Genomic DNA, 19,275 nt, shown 5'->3' on the forward strand with positions numbered 1-19,275 from the left:
CCCATTGCCTCGGCGCGTTCGGTCAGGCCGGCCAGGCCGAAGCCGCCGCCGCGGGCCTGTTCGGTCAGGCGGGCGGGGTGTTTGCCGTCGTCAGCGACGGGGCGCGCGGGGCAGGTGCCCGGGAACCGTACAGCGCGTATCACTCACCCGCCCTCCCCCACCGGCAACACCGCCCGCACCTCCCACCCGCCCTCCGGCGCAGGGCCCGCGGTCAGCTGGCCGCCCATTGCCTCGGCGCGTTCGGTCAGGCCGGCCAGGCCGAAGCCGCCGCCGCGGGCCTGTTCGGTCAGGCGGGCGGGGTGTTTGCCGTCGTCGGTGATGCGGAGTTCGAGGCCGTCGGGTGTGGCGCGGATGCCGACGCGTACGGCGGTGGCGTCCGCGGCGTGCTTGCGGATGTTGGTGAGGGCTTCGCGGACGATGCGGAAGACGGCTGCCGCGACCTCGGCGGGGACCCCCTCGTCGCGGCCCTTTTTGATGTGCAGGGCGACCGGCGGGCCGGTGCGCGTGTAGGTCTCGGCGAGGGTGCGTACCTCGGCGAGTCCGGCGAGCGGCCGGTTGCGGGCGGCGCCCTCGCGCAGCACCCGCACGAGGCGGCGCATCGCGCTCAGCGCCTCGCCGCCGGAGCTCTCGATCCGTTCGAAGGCGGCGTCGGCCTGCGGGCCGCTGAGCGCGGTGAAGCGGGCGGCGCGGGCCTGGACGACGATGCCGGTGACGTGGTGGGCCACCAAGTCGTGGAGTTCGCGGGCGAGTTCCAGGCGTTCGGCGGAGCGTACGGCGGCCAGGTCCCGCGTGCGTTGGGCGTCCTGCCAGCGCAGGATCATCGAATACGCGCTGACGACGACGGTGAGTACGCCGTAGACGACGGTCCACGGGCCCAGCCGGATGTCGCGCATCGGGGCGAGGACGCAGGCCAGGCCGAGCATGGGGCCGAGGACGGCGGCGGTGCGGCCGGGGGCGCGGTGCACCACGCCGGTGAGCAGGACCAGCAGGGCGATACCTTCACCCAGGCCCCACACCTCCAGGGCGTGCTGTCCGGCGATCAGGATGACCGAGCCGGCCAGGGAGACGGAGGCGGCGGTCCAGGCGCGGACCTTCAGGGGGACGCGCGCGTACGGCACGGCGCACAGGCAGACGACGACGGCGGTGGCGACGACCGTCGCGTGCGGGCGGGTGGGCTGGCGGGCGAGTGCGACGGTCTCGAAGCCGACGAGGAAGAGCAGCACCGCGGCCAGGGCGACCTTGGCGGCGGTGGCCTTGCGCGGGTGGGCGCGTGCCCACCCGGACATCGGGCTCACGGCCCGCCCGTACCGCTCGCAGCGAGCCCGCTCTCCCAGGCCCAGGCGGCGATCTCGACCCGGTTGCGGGCGTCGAGTTTGGCCTGGACGTTGGCGAGGTGGGTCTTGACCGTGGACAGCGAGACGTAGAGTTCGGCGGCGATCTCGGCGTTGGTACGGCCGCGGGCGAGGGCCCGTACGACGTCCTGTTCGCGGTCGGTCAGCGGCTCGGTGGGGTTGCGGGCGCCGCCGCCGGGCGCCGCGGGGGCCAGTTCGCGCAGCAGCCGTACGGTGATGGCGGGCGAGATCAGGGCGTCGCCGACGGCGGCGGCGCGTACGGCCTCGACGAGCATGGCGGGGCTGGCGTCCTTCAGCAGGAAGCCGGAGGCGCCGCCGTGCAGCGCGGCGTGCACGTACGCGTCGAGGTCGAAGGTGGTGACGATGACGATGCGCGGGGTGTGCTCGTCCTCGGGGCGCTCGGCGAGCCGGCGGGTGACCTCCAGGCCGTCGACCTTGGGCATGCGGATGTCGAGGAGCAGCACGTCGGGGCGGAGCCGGTCCACTGCGGACAGGGCCGCCGCGCCGTCCACCACGTCGGCGAGGACCTCGATGTCCGGCTGACTCTCCAGGATCATCCGGAATCCCGTCCGGACCATTTCCTGGTCGTCAGCGATGACCACACTGATCGTCATGTGTCCCTCGCCCTGTCCGTGCGCCGTGCGCCGGGTGCCCGGCGGCAAGCCGGGCCGCGTCCGCCGCTTTCCATCTGACCTGCGGTGATCGCGCCCCGCAACCGCTGGGCAGCACCGGTGTGGGGTGTGTGGCGTACGCGGCGGCGGGCACGGCCCGGAGGTGGGGGCCGCGGCCGTCGGCGAGCAGCCAGGTGACGGCCCCGGCGGAGGCGGCGAGCAGCAGCACGGCGAGGGCGGTCGCGCGGCGGTCGCCGGGGCGTTCGGCGCCGGGTTCCGGGGGCCGGGGCAGGTGGCGGGGCCGGGGTTCGGTGGTCACGTGGCCCACGCTAGGGAGGGCCCGTACGGGCGGGTATCGGCTGTCCGGTCATCCGTGACGCCCGCGCACCCGGCCGAAAGGACGAGCGGGGTCCCGGCGGTCCGGGGCGAAGGTCCCGAGCAGGGCGGCAGTCCGGGCAGGCGCCGGCCCCGCCCCCGAGCAGGGCGGCAGTCCGAGCAGGCGCCGGCCCCGCCCCCGAGCGGGCGAAGACGCGACCGCGCCCCGGAAACCGTACGGTCTCCAGGGCGCGGTCGCGTGCGCTGCCGCCGGCCGGGTCAGCCGGCCAGCCCGTCGGCCGCCTTCTTGATGTCCGCGGCGAAGGTGCTCACCTCGGTGTAGACGCCGGGCTTGCCGGGCCGGGCGCAGCCCTCGCCCCAGCTGACGATGCCGACCTGGAGCCACTGGCCGGCCTCGTCCTTGCGGAACATCGGGCCGCCGGAGTCGCCCTGGCAGGTGTCGATGCCGCCGGTGTCCAGCTTGCCGGCGCAGATCTCCTCGCCGGGGGTGAGCTGGTCGCCGTATGCCTTCTTGCAGGTGGCGTCGTCGACGAAGGGCACCTTGGCCTTGAGGAGGTAGCGCTGCTGGTCGCCGCCTTCCTTGTCGGCGCCCCAGCCGGCTATGTCGAACTCGCCGCTGGTGAGCTTGTCGTCCGTGGCGATCTTCAGGGTCGGCAGGTCGATGGGCTTGGCGAGCTTGATCAGCGCCCAGTCCTTGCCCTTGCCGTTGTAGCCGGGGGCCTGGAGGACCTCCGTGGACTTGACGCTGACGGCCTTGGAGTCCTGGAGGTCGACCACGCCGGCGGTGGCGGTGATGTCGGTGTTGGGGCCGCTGCCGTTCACGCAGTGGGCGGCGGTCAGCACGATGTCCTTCGCGTACAGGGCGCCGCCGCAGCCCATCGACAGGCGGACCATGAAGGGGAATTCGCCCTGGCTCGCCTTGGTGCCACCGACGATCTTCGTGTGCACGGAGCCGGGCTCCGGGGTGGGGGCGGCGGCGGTGGCGGCCGCGGGCTGGAGGCTGGCGGCAGCCAGGGCGACGGCGCCGACGGCGGTGACTCTGCGGAGGTGCTTCAGGTAGCTGCGCAACGGGCTTCCTTTCGTGGGGGGGGTTGCACGCGATGTCAGGCCCATGCCAAACGCGAGAACCGGAAAGGACCGCCGAAAATCATGCGCGGAAAACGGCAGCACGCCACAAGGCGTCCGGACCCAGTGGGGGGTGAGCCCGCAAAGCGCCCTTGGATTATGTGGAGTCGGCGATCACAGTGGCAAGGGTGTACATCCGGCCAACTCCTGTTCTACCCACGACGCGTACACCCCATACCGGGCGTTCCCGGCGAGCCGTACAGTGGACGGGTGGCGGCGACGGGGAGTCCGGGCGGTTCCGACGGCGAGATCGTGCACGGCTACCCGCATCTGGACACGGTGCGCGCGGCCGTCACCGCCCTGTACAAACGCCTCTCGCACGACACCGTGCGCACCTTCGACACCAGCGTGCTGCCCGCCGAAGTCGCCTTCGACGACGAGGAGGAGCTGTACGCGGGCGCGCAGCGGGTGGCCCGCGCCATGGTGCAGCACTTCCGGCTCCCCGACGCGCGCATGATCGTCGCGTTCCGCGACATGCGCCTGGCGGCCAGCGTCGAACTCGCCGCGGGCCCCGAGTACTTCGTCGAGCTGAACGCGCGCTTCAAGACCCACCGCCGCGACATCGGCGCCGCCCTGGCCCACGAGGTGATGCACGTCTACCTGCACCGCCTGGACCTGTCCTTCCCCGGCACCCGCGCCAACGAGATCCTCACCGACACCGCCACCGCCTATCTGGGCGCGGGCTGGCTGCTGCTGGACGCCTACCGCGAGCACGGCCCGTTCTCGCAGAAGCTGGGCTATCTGACGCCGGAGGAGTTCGGTTACGTCCTGGCCAAGCGGGCGCTGCTGTTCGGCGAGGACCCGGCGCCGTGGTTCACCAGCCCGCAGGCGTACGACGCGTATACGAAGGGCCTGGCGCTGGCCCGCCGGGACGGGCAGCAGCCGCCGCTGGCCGCGGCCGGCTGGTCGGGCCGCCGCCGCTACGCCAGGGACCGGCGCGCAGCCCAGGACCCGCGGCGCGCCGGCCGGCCCAACGGCCCCGCGCCGGCCGGCGGCTACGCCTTCGAGGGGCGCGCCCCGCTGCGCGTGTCGTTCCCGTGCCCGACCTGCCACCAGCGCATCCGCGTCCCGGTGCGCGGCCGGCTGCGGGCCCGCTGCGCGCTGTGCCGTACGGAACTGGACTGCGACACGTAGCGGGCCCGCACCGGTCCGGCCGGAGACGCCTCAGCCGTGGCAGGTGACCTTGACGGGCCCCACGCCGTGGTGGGCGCGGTCCCGGCCAGGACCGTGGTCGATGCCGCGGTCCAGCAGCTTCACGGCGATCTTGCCCTGGCGGACCTCGAAGGTGCCGCCCGGCTGCCAGCTGCCGCGGTGCCCGGCCTGGTCGACGGTGAAGCTGCCGTACTTGGAGTCCCGGTTGAAGGCGTCGGTGAGCACGTGGTACGTGGTCGGGTGGCCGTTCACATCGGGCTCGCTGGGGCCTTCCGGCACGTAGACGGAGATCTGGCAGGAGCGGGACTCCGGGCCCGGCGCGAACCACCACATCACCCGGCCCTTGGCGTCCTTGTTGGCGTCGCCGGACATCGGTACGGAGGTGAACTGGCCGCTGCAGCCGCCCTCGCGGGTGCTGCCGCCGGTGAGGCCGTACCAGCCCTTGCCGCCGTCGTTGTAGGCGCCCTGCTCCTGGTAGCCGCCGCCGGGCGGGGTCGGGCAGCCGGGGCCCGCGAGACCGGTGTAGGTCACCTTGGCCTGGGCGCCGGCGCCGCGCGGCTTGTCGTCGGGCTTCTTGGCGTCGGGGCTCGGGGTGTCCTTCTTCTCCGGCGCCTTGGGGGAGTCGGCGGGCGCGCCCGCCTTGCCGCCCGGTGCCGGGGCGCCGGGTGTGGGCGATGCCGGGCCGGCGGACTTGCTGGGCTTGACGGCCGGCGCCGGGGCCCCCGTCTTCGTCGGCTGCGGCTGCTTGGCGGCCGCGACGGCCTGTTCCTGGCCGTCGCCGAAGCGCACCTGGGAGGCGCCGAGGGTGGCCAGCGCCACCGCGCCGACGCCGACACCGGCCAGCACGGGCAGGCCCAGCGCCGTCTTCCACACCCGCCGGCCGGGCGCCAGGCCGCGCTTGGGCGTGCGCGCCCCCTTGGCGAAGGTCTCCGCGAAACCGGACCGGGACGGGCCGTCCGGTCCGGTGTTCTTGTTCGGCTGTGACAACGGGGGTTCCTCCTGGGAGTGGTCGGGGGAGGCGGGTCAGGCCGGGCGGACGGGCCCGCCCGGTCCTGACGGGTCGGTCTCCGGTACGTCCAGTTCCGGCACGTCCAGCTGGGACAGCGTCCGCAGGTCCGCCTCGGACGGCGCGTCGTTCTCCGCGACGCGGTATGCCTGGCGTTCGGTCATTGCCTGGAACGTCTGCCGGGCCGAGCGCCCGTTGCCGAACCGGCCGTCCCGGGGGACGTGGTCGAAGTAGCCGGCGAGCGTGGCGCGCGCCGCGTCGGTCAGTTCGTACTGGTGGGCCGCCGCGTGCTGTTCCACGATGCGCACCAGGTCCTCGGTGTCGTAGTCCTCGAACAGCAGCGTGCGGTTGAAGCGGGAGGCGAGGCCGGGGTTGGAGTCGATGAAGTGCTCCATCTCCGTCGGGTAGCCGGCGACGATGACCACGACCGCGTCGCGGTGGTCCTCCATCAGCTTCACGAGGGTGGCGATGGCCTCCTGCGCGAAGTCGTTGCCGCCGGAGGAGTGCGCGGGCGCCAGGGAGTACGCCTCGTCGATGAACAGCACGCCGCCCATGGCCTCCATGAAGACCCGCTGGGTCTTCGGGCCGGTGTGGCCGACGTACTCGCCGACCAGCGCGGAGCGGTCGGCCTCGACGAGGTGGCCGCGCTCCAGCAGGCCGACGGCGGCCAGGATGCGCCCGTAGAGCCGGGCGACGGTGGTCTTGCCGGTGCCGGGGTTGCCCGCGAAGACCAGATGGCGGCTGAGCGGCGGCGCCGCGAGCCCGGCGGCCTCGCGGCGCTGGACCATGCGCATCAGCTTCACGAGCGAGGCCACGTCCTGCTTGACCCGGTCCAGGCCGATCAACTGGTGGAGTTCGCCGAGGAGTTCGTCGAGGTCTTCCTCGGTGGGCGGGGCCGTCGTGGTGGTGTCTCCGCCCGCGCTGCCGGTGGCCGGGGTGCCGCCGGGCGTCGCCGTGGCGGTGGCGGCGGCCGGTACGGGTGCCATCGGAGCGGGCCAGTGCGCGTCCTTGACCTGCCAGGAGACGCAGTCGCGCACCTCCGGCTCGGCGCCCTCCCCGGTGCTCAGGTCGGCGTCGGCGTCCTGGACGCGGATGCGGGTCAGTACGGGGGTGGCCGCCTCGCCCAGGTGGACGGCGGGGTAGCCCGGCCCGGTGATCTCGCAGTCCTCGAAGACCCCGGCGCCCTTGGCGTCCACGATCAGGCCGTTCTTGCCGGGGCGGACGACGCGTATCCCGCTGGCGTGCGGGGCGGCGCCGGCCGCCACCACCATCCCGGACCCGGCCGCCTCGGTGATCTCCACGTCCCGGGCCCGTACGGTGGCGCCGTCCTGGACCACCAGCCCCGCGGTCCCGGCGCGCAGCACCCGGCCGCCGTCGAGTTCCGCCTCGCCGCCGGGGCCGAAGCTGAACCCGGCGCGTTCGGCGTCGGTGACCGTGCAGCCGGTCAGCCGGACCGGGCCGCCGGAGCCGGCGACGACGCCGTTGCGGCAGCGTGCGACGGACAGTTCGGCGGCTTCGGCGCCTGCCGCGCCGGACAGGTCGAGTCCGGACATGCCGCAGTCGGTGAGGTGCACCTCGGACAGGGTGAGGCGGCTGTCGGCGACGGCGTGCAGGCCGTGTTCAGGAGTCCGGCCCGCGCGCAGCCGGGTCAGCGTCACCTCGGCGGCGCCCCCGGCGTGCACGGCGCTGAACCGGCAGTCGGTCACCTCGCCGTCGGTGAGCCGTACGGCGGCGGAGCCGGTGGCCAGCAGGCCGTTGGCGGCCGAGTCACGTACGGTCGTGCCGCGTGCCTCCAGGCGGGCCGTGCCGTGGGCGGTCAGGGCCGCCGAAGCGGTCCGTACGATCCGGGTGTCGGCCAGCCGCACCCGGGCCCGCTCCCCCGCCGTGGCGCCGGAGCCGCCGCCGTCGCGCAGGACGCAGCCCGCGAGCACGGCGTCGCCGGACCCGGCGACGTGCAGCGCGTCGGCGCCCGCGCCGGTCAGCTCGCAGCCGTACAGCAGCAGTCCGCCCCGGGCCTCGGCCGGTGCCGCGGTGTCCGCCGCCTCGTACGGGTCGTCGTCCCGCGGTACGGGCGAGGAGTCCAGCACCCGTACCGCCTCGCCGCCGCAGTCCCGTACCCGGCAGTCCACGAGCAGGGCCGCCGACCCGTCCTCGAACAGCAGGCCGCTGCGGCCCGCGCCGTCGATCAGGCAGTCCCGCAGCACGACGCGCGCGTTCTCGCGGACCCGTACGCCCGAGCCGGTGGCGCCCCTGATCCGGCTGCCGGTCATCTCCAGCCGGGAGTCGCCGCCCACCACGACGCCGGTGCCCTGGGCGCCTTCCAGCACGCAGTCCGCCAGCCGGACCGCGCCGGTGGTACGGATCAGCGCGCCGGCCAGCGCGGCGCCCGTCAGGCGGGCGCCGGTCATGGTGAGCGCGGCGTCGCGCAGCACTTCGAGGCGACCGCGGTCGGTGCCGCCGCCGTGCCAGTGCGTGGCGCCGCCGGCCAGCAGGACGGCGGGCCGGTCCGCCGCGCCGCCCCGTACGGTCACCCCGTCCAGCGTCAGCCGGGCGCCGGGCAGGACTTCGAGCGCGGGCGCGGTGTCGCCCGGCGCGGTCAGGGTGACCGGGCCGCCGTCCGCGCGCAGGACGACGTCGCGGTCGATCCGCAGGGCCTCCTCGTAGGTGCCGGGCGCGACGCGGATCTCGTCGCCGGCCGCGGCCGCGTGCAGCGCGGCGCCCAGGGTGGCGTGCGCCGCCGGCTGCCCGGCGGCGACTCGGTGGACCGTCCCGGTGCCCGGGTGTTCTGCGGTGGTCATGCGTCGCCCATGGTCGTGTCCTCGTCGTCCGGCCGGGGGTACCTGTCGGCGCGTTCCTTGCCCTTGCGGGAACGCTTGGCCGGCCGGTCGGCCGGCTCCTCCAGGTCGTCAGCCTCCCGCACGGTCCAGTGCCAGGTGCCGTCGGGGTCCGGTTCCCAGCTGAAGTCGAGTCCGGGGTGGGGACGGCCCCGCCCGCCCGTCATGTTCGGTACGGCCTCGTACACGACCATGCCGTCGCCGTCGATGACACGGACGCGGGCACCCAGCGCCTGGGCGTAGAGCTGTACCGAGAGCTGGCCCGGCGAACCGGCGGCGAACGAGCCGTGCGGGTCGAGCCGGCCGCTCGCCAGCACGGCGAACAGGTCGCGAGCGTCCGTCCCGGCCCGGTCGGCCTCCGCCAGCACCAGTTTGACGACGGGGATTTTGCTGCCCTTCGGCTTGCTCCTGAGGAGCTGTTCCACGGCGTCGAGCAGGCCGCCGGGCGTGGGGACCGACCGGCCGGCGCTGTCGGTGGCGTGCTCCAGGGCGTGGAACAGGGACCGGGGCGGCGAGTGCACCGGCGGGTACCCGGCGACGACGAGGTGCAGGTTGCGCATGAACCCGGCCGCCTCGGGGTGGGTCGCCCCCGCCAGACTCGCGAACGCCTTGTCGTTCAGCGGCAGGCCCGCCCGCAGCGAGAGGCCCGTGTCACCGGGTATGGGTGCGGAGACGTTGAGTCCGAGGGTGTTGCGGTCGGTGCCCAGGCCGTCGAGTCCGTTCACCACGTCCCGCGGCGAGCGGGACGGGCCGCGTCCCGGGTCGACGGGAGCCAGCGGGTCGCGGGAGAGCCCGGTGGTGGAGTTCGTCAGGAGGTGGTCGTCCCTGCGGTCGGCCCAGTGCAGGCCGCTCTTGACCTTCTTGGCCGTCTGGGGGTCGAAGTCCGTGAACGAGTCGCGGCGGAACATCCGGCCCATCGCCTGCCGGACGTCGTCGTGGTCCTGCGGCAGCGCGTGTCCCTCCCCGAACTGCCCCTGCATCATCCGGGACAGGTCGGTGGGGACGGCCGCGCCCTCGAAGTCGGTCACGAAGGGCACACCGCGCTCCGGGAGCGTGTAGGTGTGCGCGGCGATCAGCCGCTCCGCGTGCCGGGTCTCGATGGCGTCCAGTTCCCCGGGGCCGAGCAGCCGGCTGACCGCGTCGATCTCGGACGTCGTGAGCGGCCCGTCGGTACCGGTGCCGCCCGGCCCACGGCCGGCCAGCCGCTGCCGTACGGCGTCGAGCAGCCCCGCCGTCGGTGTCCCGGTGTCCGCGCCGTCCGCCCGGTCGTAGGGGCGCTGGGCGACGGCCTCGATCTCCTGGTCGGTGAGCCGGTGGACGAGGGAGCCGTCGGGGAAGGCCGAGCGGTCCAGTACCGGCAGGCTGCGGTTGAGCTCCCAGGCGTTGAAGGAGTTCAGGGACTCGGCCAGGCCGTTGAACTCGCTGGTGCCGGGGCTGAACCTGATGGGGTGCCAGCCGGGGCCCACCCGGTCCAGCAGGGTCGCGGCGGCGTCGACGAAGAGGTTCGGTTCGGGCGAGTAGGGCAGGTTCGGGTGGATGCGGGCCAGGCGGACGCGGGCCCGCCGGTCCGCGCGGATGGCGGTGTCGAAGGCGGGCAGGTCGGCGGCGGAGACCGTGTGCAGCGGGCCGACCTCCTTGCTCTTGCCCTTGCCCTTCTTGCCGGTCGCCGGCCCCGCCTCGGCGGCGTCCGGCACCGGTGTGCCGGTGTCGGCCGGGGCCTTGGCCGCCTTCTTGGCCTCCCGCTCGGCCTTGGCGGCGGCGTCCGCCAGGGCCTTGGCGTGTTCGGCGGCCAGGCGCCTGTTGGTGTCCTCGATGAGCTGGGCGGTGTCGGCACCCGGCAGGTGGCCCTCGGGCAGGCGGTAGCCGCCGGACATGGACAGCGGGCGCAGCGGCGCGGTGCCGCCGCCCATCTCGAACTCCCTGACGAAGTGCTGGAAGACGTGGTCGCCGCTGGGCACCAGCCGCTGGTGGGTGTCGAAGTCCATGAAGGAGAAGTACGGGTGCGCCGGCCGGTGCGGGTCGAACATCATCGAGCGCACCAGGTACCGGCTCGGCGGGCTGGTCATGGTGACGTTGCGGACGGTGCCGAAGGGGAAGTCCCTGCCGGACCAGCCGATGCCGACCGCGGCCACCGGGTACGGCAGGTCGTCCAGCCCGTCGAGCGCGCCGCGGACCGCGGCGTTGATCTCCGCCATCCGGTTCGCCGCGCCGTTGATGCCGAGCACCACCGCGAACCTGCCCTGGTACCCGCCCCGGGGGTCGGTGGTGATCGCCGTGAGGAAGTCCCGCAGGCGTTGGCGTCCCGCCTCGCCGGTGATCTCGCCGTGGTGGACGACGGTGTTCACCACGTACGCGATCGGATGGTTCCGGTCGATACTGGCGTGCCGCCAGTTCTCGTACTGGTCCACCGTCAGCGGGCCCTGGCCGTATCCGGGCAGCCTGCGGAAGGCGTCGTTGGCCATGATGTCGCCACGGGCGACCTGGTGGCCGAGCTCCGGCGGGTGCTGCCACTCCAGGTCGCGCGGCAGCGGTCCCGCGGTCGGCGGGCCGCCGTGGCCCAGGTCGCCGTGCGGTCCCGCGTCGGTCATCTCCGCGTCGCCGTGCGGTGCCGGGGCCGTGTCGTCCGCCGCGCCGGCCGGGGCGGGCGCGTCCGCCATCTCCATGTCGTCGACGTGGTGCGCGGCCGGGCCGCCGGCCATGTCCAGGTCGTCGAACGCCTGGGTCAGGTGGGTGTGCCGGGACGGCGCGCCGCCGAGCGGGCCGACGTACTCGCCGGCCTGCGCGCGTTCGACGGCGATCGCGTGGTTGGCGTCGTCGATCTGCTGCTGTACGGCGTGCGGGTCCATGCCCAGCTCACCGAGCCGCGCCTCGGCGCCGGCGAACTCGGCGCGCTTGGCGCGCAGTTCGTCCAGCGCGCCGAGGGCGGTGTCGGACAGCTTGGACGGGCCGGGCCGGTCCGCCTTGGGTACGAGCCGGTCCGCCGTGTCCTGGGCACGCCCCAGGTCGGACGACGCCCGCTGGTACTGCTCCCACGCGTCCAGCCGTGCCTGTGCCTCCGGCCCGCTCGTACCGCCGGTGACGATGTCGTGCCGGGCCTGGCCGCGGGCGCCCATGCCGGTCCCGGGCTCGAAGCCGAGCCGTCCGGGCGGAGGCGTCGGGGTGACGGAGGAGGCGGGCGGCGCGGGCACCTCGTCGCCCAGGTGCCAGTGGCCCGAGTGCGGGCCGCCCTGGCCCGGGACCCAGGTCAGATACAGCGTCGGGCCCGGCTTGCGGGCGTCGAGGACGTCGACCGTGCGGGTGGAGCCGTCCGCTCCCCTGATCTCCAGGGGGCGGTTGAACGCCTTGGCGTAGCGCTCCAGCATGATCTGCTCGATCGGGCCGATGTCCGTCACGTCCGGGCCGAGGCGTCCGGTGACCAGGCCGACGGACAGCGCGCGGCCGTCGAGACCCCGGGCGTACACGTCGTGGAACAGGTCCGTGAGGCCGTTCTTGCCCATCTGACGCTGTACCTGCGTCAGGAGCGTCTGGGCGTCCGGGATCGCGCCGGGCATGGGCCGCGCGCCCTTCGGGCCGGTGCCCGCGGGCGGCTCCGGGAGGGCGCGCAGCAGCGAGTCGTGCGGCAGGCCGCCGTTGGGCAGGACATCGGCGATGACGTAGTTCTGCAGCCGTGTGAAAGCGGCCTCCTCGGAGGCGAAGGCCAGCGCGTGGCTGATGAAGCGCTTCTCCGCCGGCACGATGCCCACCACGAGCCCGTCCGGACGGCCCGGCACGCGGATCGAGATGTTGAGGCCGAGGGTGTTGCCGTCGCCGCCCAGCCCGGCGCCCAGCCGGTCGAGGGTGACCTGCGGGGGCTCGTTGAACCCGGGCCGCCGCCCGTCGATGCCGATGGGCTTGAGCGGGTCGTCGCGGAAGCCCTGCTCCGGGGACTTGCCCTTGAGCAGGTCGTCGCGCATCTTCGCGAGCTTGAGGCCGTCCTTGGCCGGGACCTGGGCCGGGTCCAGGTGGAAGGCGTCCCGGCCGAAGGCGTGGTCCACCACGCCCTTCAGGGTCAGGTGCTCCTGCGGCATGTTGCCGACGCCGCCGGCCTTGCCCAGCTTGTAGTAGCCGTTCATGAGGCGGGAGAGGTCGGTGGGGGTCGCGCCGTTGACGAAGTCGGCCACGAACGCGGTGCCGCGGTCGGGCAGCGCGGAGTTGGCGGCGGCGATCTCGCGCGTGACCGCGTTGCCCGGGATGTCGGGCAGGGTCTGGTCCAGTTCCCAGGCGTTGAAGTGGTTCAGCCTCTCCCGCAGGCCCTTGTACTCACCGCTGCCGCCGCCGAACCGGACCGGTTGCCAGGCGGCGCCGTCGGCCAGCCGTACGTCGTCCACCATCGTGATGGCGGCGTCCACGAACAGGTTCGGCTCGGGCCCGTACGGCAGCAGTCCGTGGATGCCGGCCATGGTGGCGCGGATGCGCATGTCGGAGTCGACCACGGACGCGAACTTGTCCACGTCCTGCTGGGTGAAGGACATGTCGGCGGGCTTGCCCCCGCGGGCCTTCGTCTCCCTGATCAGCCGCTCGACCGAGCGGTCCACCTCGATGCCGTCGACCGGCACCGTCTCGCCGGTCTTCCCCGGCACCCGGTAGCCGCCGTGCATGCTCAGCGGGCGCAGCGGCTGGATGTCGGGCGCGTCCGGCAGCCCCGCGGTGCCGTCGGCCGCCTTCGGCCCGGCGCCCGTCTCGTCGGGCAGTTTCTTGGCCCAGTCGTCCACGGCGCCGCCCTCGCCGAGGGTGAACTCCCGGTCGAAGTGGTCGAAGACGTGCCGGCCGCTGGGGACGGTGTGGTCGTACACGTCGAAGTCCATGAAGGCCCAGTACGGGTGGCTGGGGCCCGCCGCGCCGCCGCCGTGCATCATCGACTGCGCCATCGACCGGGCCGCCGGGCTGGTCATGGTGTGGTTGCGTACGGTGCCGAAGGGGAAGCTGTCGCCCCAGAACGTGGTGGCCACCAGCGCCAGCGGGTGGTCGAACTGCACCGAGCCCAGGGCCTCGTCCATCGCCCGGTGGATGGCCGCGAGGTCCTCGGCCCTGCCGTTGACGCCGATCACGACGCCGAGACGGCCGTCGTAGCCCTCCAGTCCGCGGGTGATCGAGTTCAGGAAGTCCTGGAGCCCGCCCGCGATCTGGTGGTACGGGGCGATGGTGTTGACCACGAAGGACAGCGGCCGGCCCTCCCCCGTGCTCTGCCGCATCCAGTTCAGGTAGCCGTCGGCGGTGAGCGGCTGGTGGCCCCTGTACGGCAGGTCGCGGAAGGACTGGTTGACCATGGTGCGGCCGGCGCCGTGCGTCCCCTCGCCGGGCCACAGGGCGCGCGGGGCCTGCGGGTCGGGGGACCAGTCGTGCTGCCCGATCGGCGGCATATCACCGGAGTGCGGGGCGGGCGCGCCGCCGAGCGGCCCGACGTACTCCCCGTGCTGCGCGCGGTCGACGGCGATCGCCGTGTTCGCGTCGTCGATCTGCCGTCGCAGGGCGTGCGGGTCCATGCCCAGCTCGCCGAGACGTGCCTCGGCGTCGGCGAACTCGGCGCGCTTGGCGCCCAGGTCGTCCAGCGCTTCGAGGGCCGCGGCGGACGGGTGGGACGGGCCGGGCTGCCCCGCCTCGGGCACGAGCCGGTCCGCCTTCTCCTGGGCGCGGGACAGGTCGTACGACGCCTGCTGGTACTTCTCCCAGGCGTCGAGCCGCCTCCCGGCCTCCGGCCCGCTCGTACCGCCGGTGACGATGTCGTTCCGGGCCTGGTCGCGGGCGCCCCGCCCGGTGCCGGGACCGAAGTCGAGCCGGTCCTCCGGTGCCGGGCGCTGCGGAAGGGGGCTGCTCGGTACGGGCTCGGGGTCGGCGATGTCGGCCTTGCCCTTGCCCTTGTCGACCGCGGGCGCGGGCTGCGGCTCCGCCACGCCGGTCTTCGCCTTGCCCGCGTCGACGGACGGGACCGCCTGCGTCTCCGGCTGCGGGTGCGGGAGCGGCTGCGGCCGGGGGCCGCCGTGCTCGCCGAAGATTCCGCCGGTGAGGGCGTTGACCTGGTTACGGGTGCGCTGCGCGTCGATGCCCAGCTCGTCCAGGCGTACCTCCGCCGTGACGACCTCGGCGCGCCTGACGCCCAGTTCGTCCAGGGCCTCGGCCAGGGCGGGCGAGGGCTCGCCCTGGGCGGCGCCCGGCGGCGGGGCCAGCTCGTCCACCTTGCGCTCGGCCTTCCCCAGCTCCGACACCGCGTGCTCGTACCGGGCCCAGGCGTTGAGCTTCGCCCCGGCCTCGGGGCCGGTCGAGCCGCCGAGGATCAGGTCGTTGCGGGCGCGCAGGCGCTGGTTCATGGCGGCGGCACCGGAGAAGCCGCCGAAGCGGTTGGCCGGGGGCGCGGTGACCGGCCCGGTTTTGGGGCCCGGCGCCGGGGTGGGCGCTTCGGTCTTCGGCGCGGGGGCGGGGACCGGTGTGGGCGCGGGTTCGCTGCCCTTGACGACGGCCGGTACGGCGGCGTCCTCCGCCTTCGTCAGGCCGCCGCCCGGGTGGGCGATCAGGTCGAGGGCGCTGTGGTCGGCGGCGCCGGACGCGCCCGCGCCGTCCAGGTCGGGACGGGCCGACACGCCGGAGGGGCCGCCGTCGGCGGTGGCGCTGTGGCCGGTGGACGGGACCGGCTTGCGGTCGCCGGTGTCCAGCAGGCTCATCGCCAAGTCGTGTTCGTTCACGGCCGGTCGGGGCGCGGCCTTGGCCGTGGCGCCGGTGCCGGACGTCTTGGTGTTGACCGTGACATCCGGGGTCCTGGTACCGCCCGGCACGGCGTCCGGGCCCTTCGCCCGCAACGGGCCGGGAAGGTCGCCGGTCGCGCCGGCACCCGCGGGCCGGATCGTTTCCGCGCCACCGGGCACACTCGGCACGCCCTGCGTGCCGGGCAGCCCCTGGGCGCCGGGCAGATGCTGCGCACCCGCCGGGTTCGGCACCCCCGCCACGTTCTGTACGCCCGTCAGGTCCGTACGGGCGGGGCCGCCGGGCACCGTGTTCGCCAGGTCCTGCGCGGTGAACGTACGCGGCGGCGCCTCGCCGATGCGGACGCTGATGCCGTCCCCGTGGAAGCCGGTGACCGTCACATCGCCGTTGGCGAGCGCGTTCAGCTCGGGGAACGTCATGTCCTCCAGGGCCTCGCCGTACCCGATGGCGCCACGGGCCATCGAGTGGCCGTCGCCGATGCCGTGGACGAAGCCGCCGTCGAAGGAGACCTCCGGGACGCGGACGGCGGGCGACTCGGTGGCCACGTGCCCGAGCCCGGACGAGCCGTGGGCGTCCTTGAGCAGGTCGATGGCAGTGTCCCCGGACAGCAGCAGGTTGCTGTCCATGCGGACGTGCCCGGCCTGGAAATCCGTCTGGTGGATGAGCTGGGTGGCACCGGGGTTGTGCACGTCCGGCACGCTCAGCCCGCTGGTGTGGGTGGTCGTGCCGGGCATCTCCGGCATGGTGATCAGCCCGGGCCGGTCGAGGTGCAGGCCGGTGTGGGAGAAGGAACCGTTCGGCACGGTGATGCCGTGCGGGACGTTCCCGCCGATGTGCGCGACGGTCCCCTTCGGCGTGAGGTGCGTGAGGTTCCCCAGGTTGCCGGGGAAGGAGAAGTGCAGGCTCCCGGGGTTGAACGATCCCGGGCCGCCTGTCACCAGGTTGGTGAAGTTGAGGTGGAAGTTCCCCACCCCGACCGGCCGGAACGCGCCGAGCCCGTCCGGGGTGAACGCCTTGATGCCGGTCGGTGTGACGGCTCCGGTGAACCCGCCGAGGCCGCCGGGCTTCACCGGCGCGACGGGCGTCATGTGCACCCCGGAGAAGGAACCGCCGTGCCAGCCGCCGGGCGTGATGTGCAGGCTCGACAGGTCCACGAAGGTGCCCGGCGCGAAGTGCACGCCGGTTCCGCCGACCGGCCGGAACGCCGCCACTGCGCCGTTCACGTGGATGTTGCCGACGCCGTGGACCGTCGCGTCCCAGCGCCCCGCGTTGGCCAGCAGCTGGTGCAGTTCCGGCTGCGGGATGCCCAGCACCCGTTCGGCGAAGGCAAGGCGCGCGGCGCCGCCGAGGCCCAGGACACCGAGTTCGGTGAAGTCCAGGGGCAGCACGGTGGCGATGCCGGCCCGTCCGAGCCGCCCGAAGTTGACCTGGAGGTACGCGCCGACCTTGGCCCAGTCGCCGGTGACGTTCTTGGTGACGTTCACCCAGTCCTTGACGACGGTGCCCGCCAGCGAGTCCCAGCCGCCCTTGGCGAAGTTCCCGAGGCCCTTGACGCCGTTGACGATGTTCAGGCCGGAGCCCGCGTGGAGGGCCAGGACGATGGGCGCGACCACGACCTTCGGCATGTTGTACAGCGAGGAGAAGTGGCCGATCTGCCCGCTGATGCCCTTGCCGATGTCGGCGATGCCCTTGAGGCCGTTCTTCAGGACGCTGCCCAGGCCCTTGACGATGGAGGCGACCGGCAGGGCCTTGGTGGTGGGGAAGAGCACGCCGAGGAACGCGAGCCCGAGCTGGAGGCCGCTGGCCTTGCCCTGGGTGAAGTCGACGATGGTCTTGATGAGCAGGACGGCGTTCATGCCCCAGGCGAGGATCGCGAGGACGCCGCCGGTGAAGATGGCGATGACCGACAGGACGATGGTCAGCCACTCGAAGGCTTCCCAGAACAGGTCACAGTCGCTGACCGGCTGCACCATCAGCGACCCGGCCGAGGTCAGCGCCTTGTCCAGGGCACTGGCCGCGCTGTTGAGCGCGCTCTTCGCCTCGTCGGCCCGGTCCTTGTAGGTCTCCCGCTGCGGGTCGTCGTCGGCGAGGCCCTGGATGGCGGTCAGCGCCGCGTCGGCGTCGCCCTGCGCGTCGGTGACGGCGGTGGCGTACTTGCGCAGCGCCGCCTCGGCCTGGTGGAAGGACTCCTCGACATGGCCGACGAAGTTGTGCAGGTGGTCGTCGACCATGTCGCGCAGCTGGTCGGCGGTCTTGCCGATGAAGCGCTGACCGTCGCCGGCGGTCTGCTGAAGGGCCTTCAGGCCCTGGTTGATGGTGCCCGCGTTGGTGGCGAGGTCGCGCATCGCGTCGGCGATGGTGGTGATGGCCGCGGCGTCACCCGGGGTCGGGTCGCCGTCGAGGCCGAGAGCACCCCAGTCTCCGGGACGCGTAGCCAAGCCTGTTCCTCTCCCGCGGTGGTTCCGTTCACAGGTGCCCCGGCCGGCGCGTCAGGCGCAGCGGCAGCAGAAGACACCACACCTACGTTTACGTATCTGCGGCCCCATCGGTTCACCGTGTGAACGACATCACTTCGCCCCGCTTCCCCGCTGCCGGGGTGAACCGATCGGCTTCGAGTTGCGTTTGACCAGTGGAGACGGAAAGTGATCTCCGAGCGCGCGAAGGGTGTGACCGTGTCCGACATAGCCGTTGACTACGAGCTGCTCAACGATGTCGCGCAGAAGGCCGGCAAGCTCAAGGAAGAGGTCAAGCAGGCCCGCGAGAGCAAGCAGGAGTACTCCGTCGACGAGGTCGGCAGCCGCACGGCGGTCGCGGCGATCCGCAAGTACTACGCGACGTGGAAGGGCTCCTTCAAGCGCTCCGAGGAGAAGCTGGAAAAGCTCAAGAACCTCTACGACGGCGTGGCGAAGAAGTGGGCCGACTGGGACTTCGACCTGGCCAACAAGGCGGCCAAGCAGAGCGCCCAGATCTCCTCCGACCTGTGGAAGGCCCGGGACAAGGAGTGGAACGCCTGGCACGAGGCGGTCGAGAAGGCCAAGAAGGAACACCCGGACCTCGACCCGTCCCTGCTGCCCAAGGAGCCCGAGAAGCCCGGTGAGCGCCCCCATGAGTGGACCACCGACGACGGGCACGGCAACAAGACCACCACGACGTACGAGTACGGTCCGGACGGCGAGCCGACGAAGATCACCACGACGATGGAGACCAGGACCGGTCTGAAGTCGACCGACACCACGAACTACCACCCCGACGGCACCTACGACTCGAAGTCGACGGACGTCTTCGGCAACGTCACGAACACCACCGGTACCTCGTCGACGACCGAGACGACGGAGCACAAGACCACCACGGACGACTTCACGAGCAAGACGAAGGACACCGAGGGCAAAGAGAGCACCACCACCGGCACGACCACTTCGGTCACCGACCAGAAGACCGGCCACCGGGACACCAAAACCACGTACACCACCGTCGGTCCCGACGAGGACGGCAACGAGCAGACGGTGAAAGGTACGACCCACTCCTCCGTCGACCTCAACGGCCACGAGGTGACCACCACCATCGAGGTCAAGGAGGACGGCAGCGGCACCAAGACCGTGGTGACCGACGGCAAGACGGAGGAGTGGACGAGCGACGACGCCAAGGGGGACACCGGCTGGAAGCCGAAGAAGTCCGACGACTGACGGCCTCTCCCCCCGGCCCGGCGCGCCCGGACCCCGTCCGGAAGACCCACCCATCCCCCCATCGATCCAGGGAGACAGCACCATGCCCGCAGGCAACATCAACATCGACTACAACGAGATCCAGCGCGTCTCCGGCGTGATGAACCAGGCCGTCAACGACATCAACCCGCTGCTGATCAGCACCAAGACCACCGTCGAGGGCCTGCTCGACAACGGCATGTTCATGCAGCAGAGCAGCCCGGCGCTGAAGGAGTCGTACACCAACCTCACCGCGTCGCTGCAGAAGGCCGTGGAGTCCATCAACTCCTTCGCCAACCAGTTCAACCAGATCAAGAACAACATCGAGAAGATGGACGCGGACATCGCGGCCGGCACCAAGAAGGCCGGCTGACCCCGCCCGTACGACATGACGGTGCCCCGCCACCGGACGGAAGGTCCGGC

Annotated in this window: 10 protein-coding genes; 3 read left to right on the plus strand and 7 right to left on the minus strand. The window is 73.1% G+C overall.

Features of this window, described 5'->3' with window-relative positions:
* Positions 1-143 precede the first annotated feature (143 nt).
* The 4 genes from ADK86_RS37310 to ADK86_RS37320 form a co-directional block, all read right to left on the minus strand.
* Positions 144-1,286: a sensor histidine kinase gene (locus ADK86_RS37310; protein WP_053700619.1), complete on the minus strand. Its 1,143-nt coding sequence runs from the start codon at positions 1,284-1,286 to the stop codon at positions 144-146.
* 5 nt (positions 1,287-1,291) lie between these two features.
* On the minus strand, positions 1,292-1,966 hold the full coding sequence (locus tag ADK86_RS37315) for a response regulator (protein ID WP_053700620.1): 675 nt from the start codon (positions 1,964-1,966) through the stop codon (positions 1,292-1,294).
* Positions 1,941-2,282 (minus strand): hypothetical protein, encoded by a 342-nt coding sequence (locus ADK86_RS43565; RefSeq protein ID WP_159394057.1) that lies wholly within the window; start codon positions 2,280-2,282, stop codon positions 1,941-1,943. Before ADK86_RS43565 ends, ADK86_RS37315 begins: the two co-directional genes overlap by 26 nt.
* Positions 2,283-2,557: 275 nt before the next feature.
* Positions 2,558-3,367 (minus strand): S1 family peptidase, encoded by an 810-nt coding sequence (locus tag ADK86_RS37320; RefSeq protein WP_030589281.1) that lies wholly within the window; start codon positions 3,365-3,367, stop codon positions 2,558-2,560.
* A gap of 267 nt (positions 3,368-3,634) precedes the next feature.
* Between ADK86_RS37320 and ADK86_RS37325 the strand changes: the two genes are divergently transcribed.
* Positions 3,635-4,558 (plus strand): hypothetical protein, encoded by a 924-nt coding sequence (locus ADK86_RS37325; RefSeq protein ID WP_053700621.1) that lies wholly within the window; start codon positions 3,635-3,637, stop codon positions 4,556-4,558.
* Between the two features lie 30 nt (positions 4,559-4,588).
* On the opposite strand, the gene ADK86_RS37330 is transcribed toward ADK86_RS37325, so the two are convergent.
* From ADK86_RS37330 to ADK86_RS37340, 3 genes are read right to left on the minus strand one after another with little or no spacing between them, the layout of a single operon-like run.
* A complete protein-coding gene (locus ADK86_RS37330; RefSeq protein ID WP_053700622.1) occupies positions 4,589-5,563 on the minus strand; it encodes a hypothetical protein in 975 nt (324 codons plus the stop codon).
* A gap of 36 nt (positions 5,564-5,599) precedes the next feature.
* A complete protein-coding gene (locus ADK86_RS37335) occupies positions 5,600-8,380 on the minus strand; it encodes a right-handed parallel beta-helix repeat-containing protein (protein ID WP_053700623.1) in 2,781 nt (926 codons plus the stop codon).
* Positions 8,377-17,589, minus strand: coding sequence for a hypothetical protein (locus ADK86_RS37340; protein ID WP_053700624.1), 9,213 nt, complete (start codon positions 17,587-17,589; stop codon positions 8,377-8,379). The genes ADK86_RS37335 and ADK86_RS37340 overlap by 4 nt, the downstream gene beginning before the upstream one ends.
* 234 nt (positions 17,590-17,823) lie before the next feature.
* Between ADK86_RS37340 and ADK86_RS37345 the strand changes: the two genes are divergently transcribed.
* The gene (locus ADK86_RS37345) at positions 17,824-18,834 is read left to right on the plus strand and encodes a hypothetical protein (protein WP_053700635.1); all 1,011 of its coding nucleotides are present in this window, start codon (positions 17,824-17,826) and stop codon (positions 18,832-18,834) included.
* A gap of 82 nt (positions 18,835-18,916) precedes the next feature.
* Complete coding sequence (locus tag ADK86_RS37350) at positions 18,917-19,225, plus strand: hypothetical protein (RefSeq protein ID WP_003985481.1); 309 nt, start codon at positions 18,917-18,919, stop codon at positions 19,223-19,225.
* The last annotated feature ends 50 nt before the right edge of the window (positions 19,226-19,275 follow it).

Source organism: Streptomyces sp. NRRL F-5755 (assembly GCF_001279365.1).
GTDB lineage: Bacteria > Actinomycetota > Actinomycetes > Streptomycetales > Streptomycetaceae > Streptomyces > Streptomyces rimosus.

What these genes read in the sequence shown, in the direction of transcription:
- ADK86_RS37310 (WP_053700619.1), bottom strand. Translation starts at nt 1,286, where the DNA reads ATGTCCGGGTGGGCACGCGCCCACCCGCGCAAGGCCACCGCCGCCAAG.
- ADK86_RS37315 (WP_053700620.1), bottom strand. Translation starts at nt 1,966, where the DNA reads ATGACGATCAGTGTGGTCATCGCTGACGACCAGGAAATGGTCCGGACG.
- ADK86_RS37335 (WP_053700623.1), bottom strand. Translation starts at nt 8,380, where the DNA reads ATGACCACCGCAGAACACCCGGGCACCGGGACGGTCCACCGAGTCGCC.
- ADK86_RS37350 (WP_003985481.1), top strand. Translation starts at nt 18,917, where the DNA reads ATGCCCGCAGGCAACATCAACATCGACTACAACGAGATCCAGCGCGTC.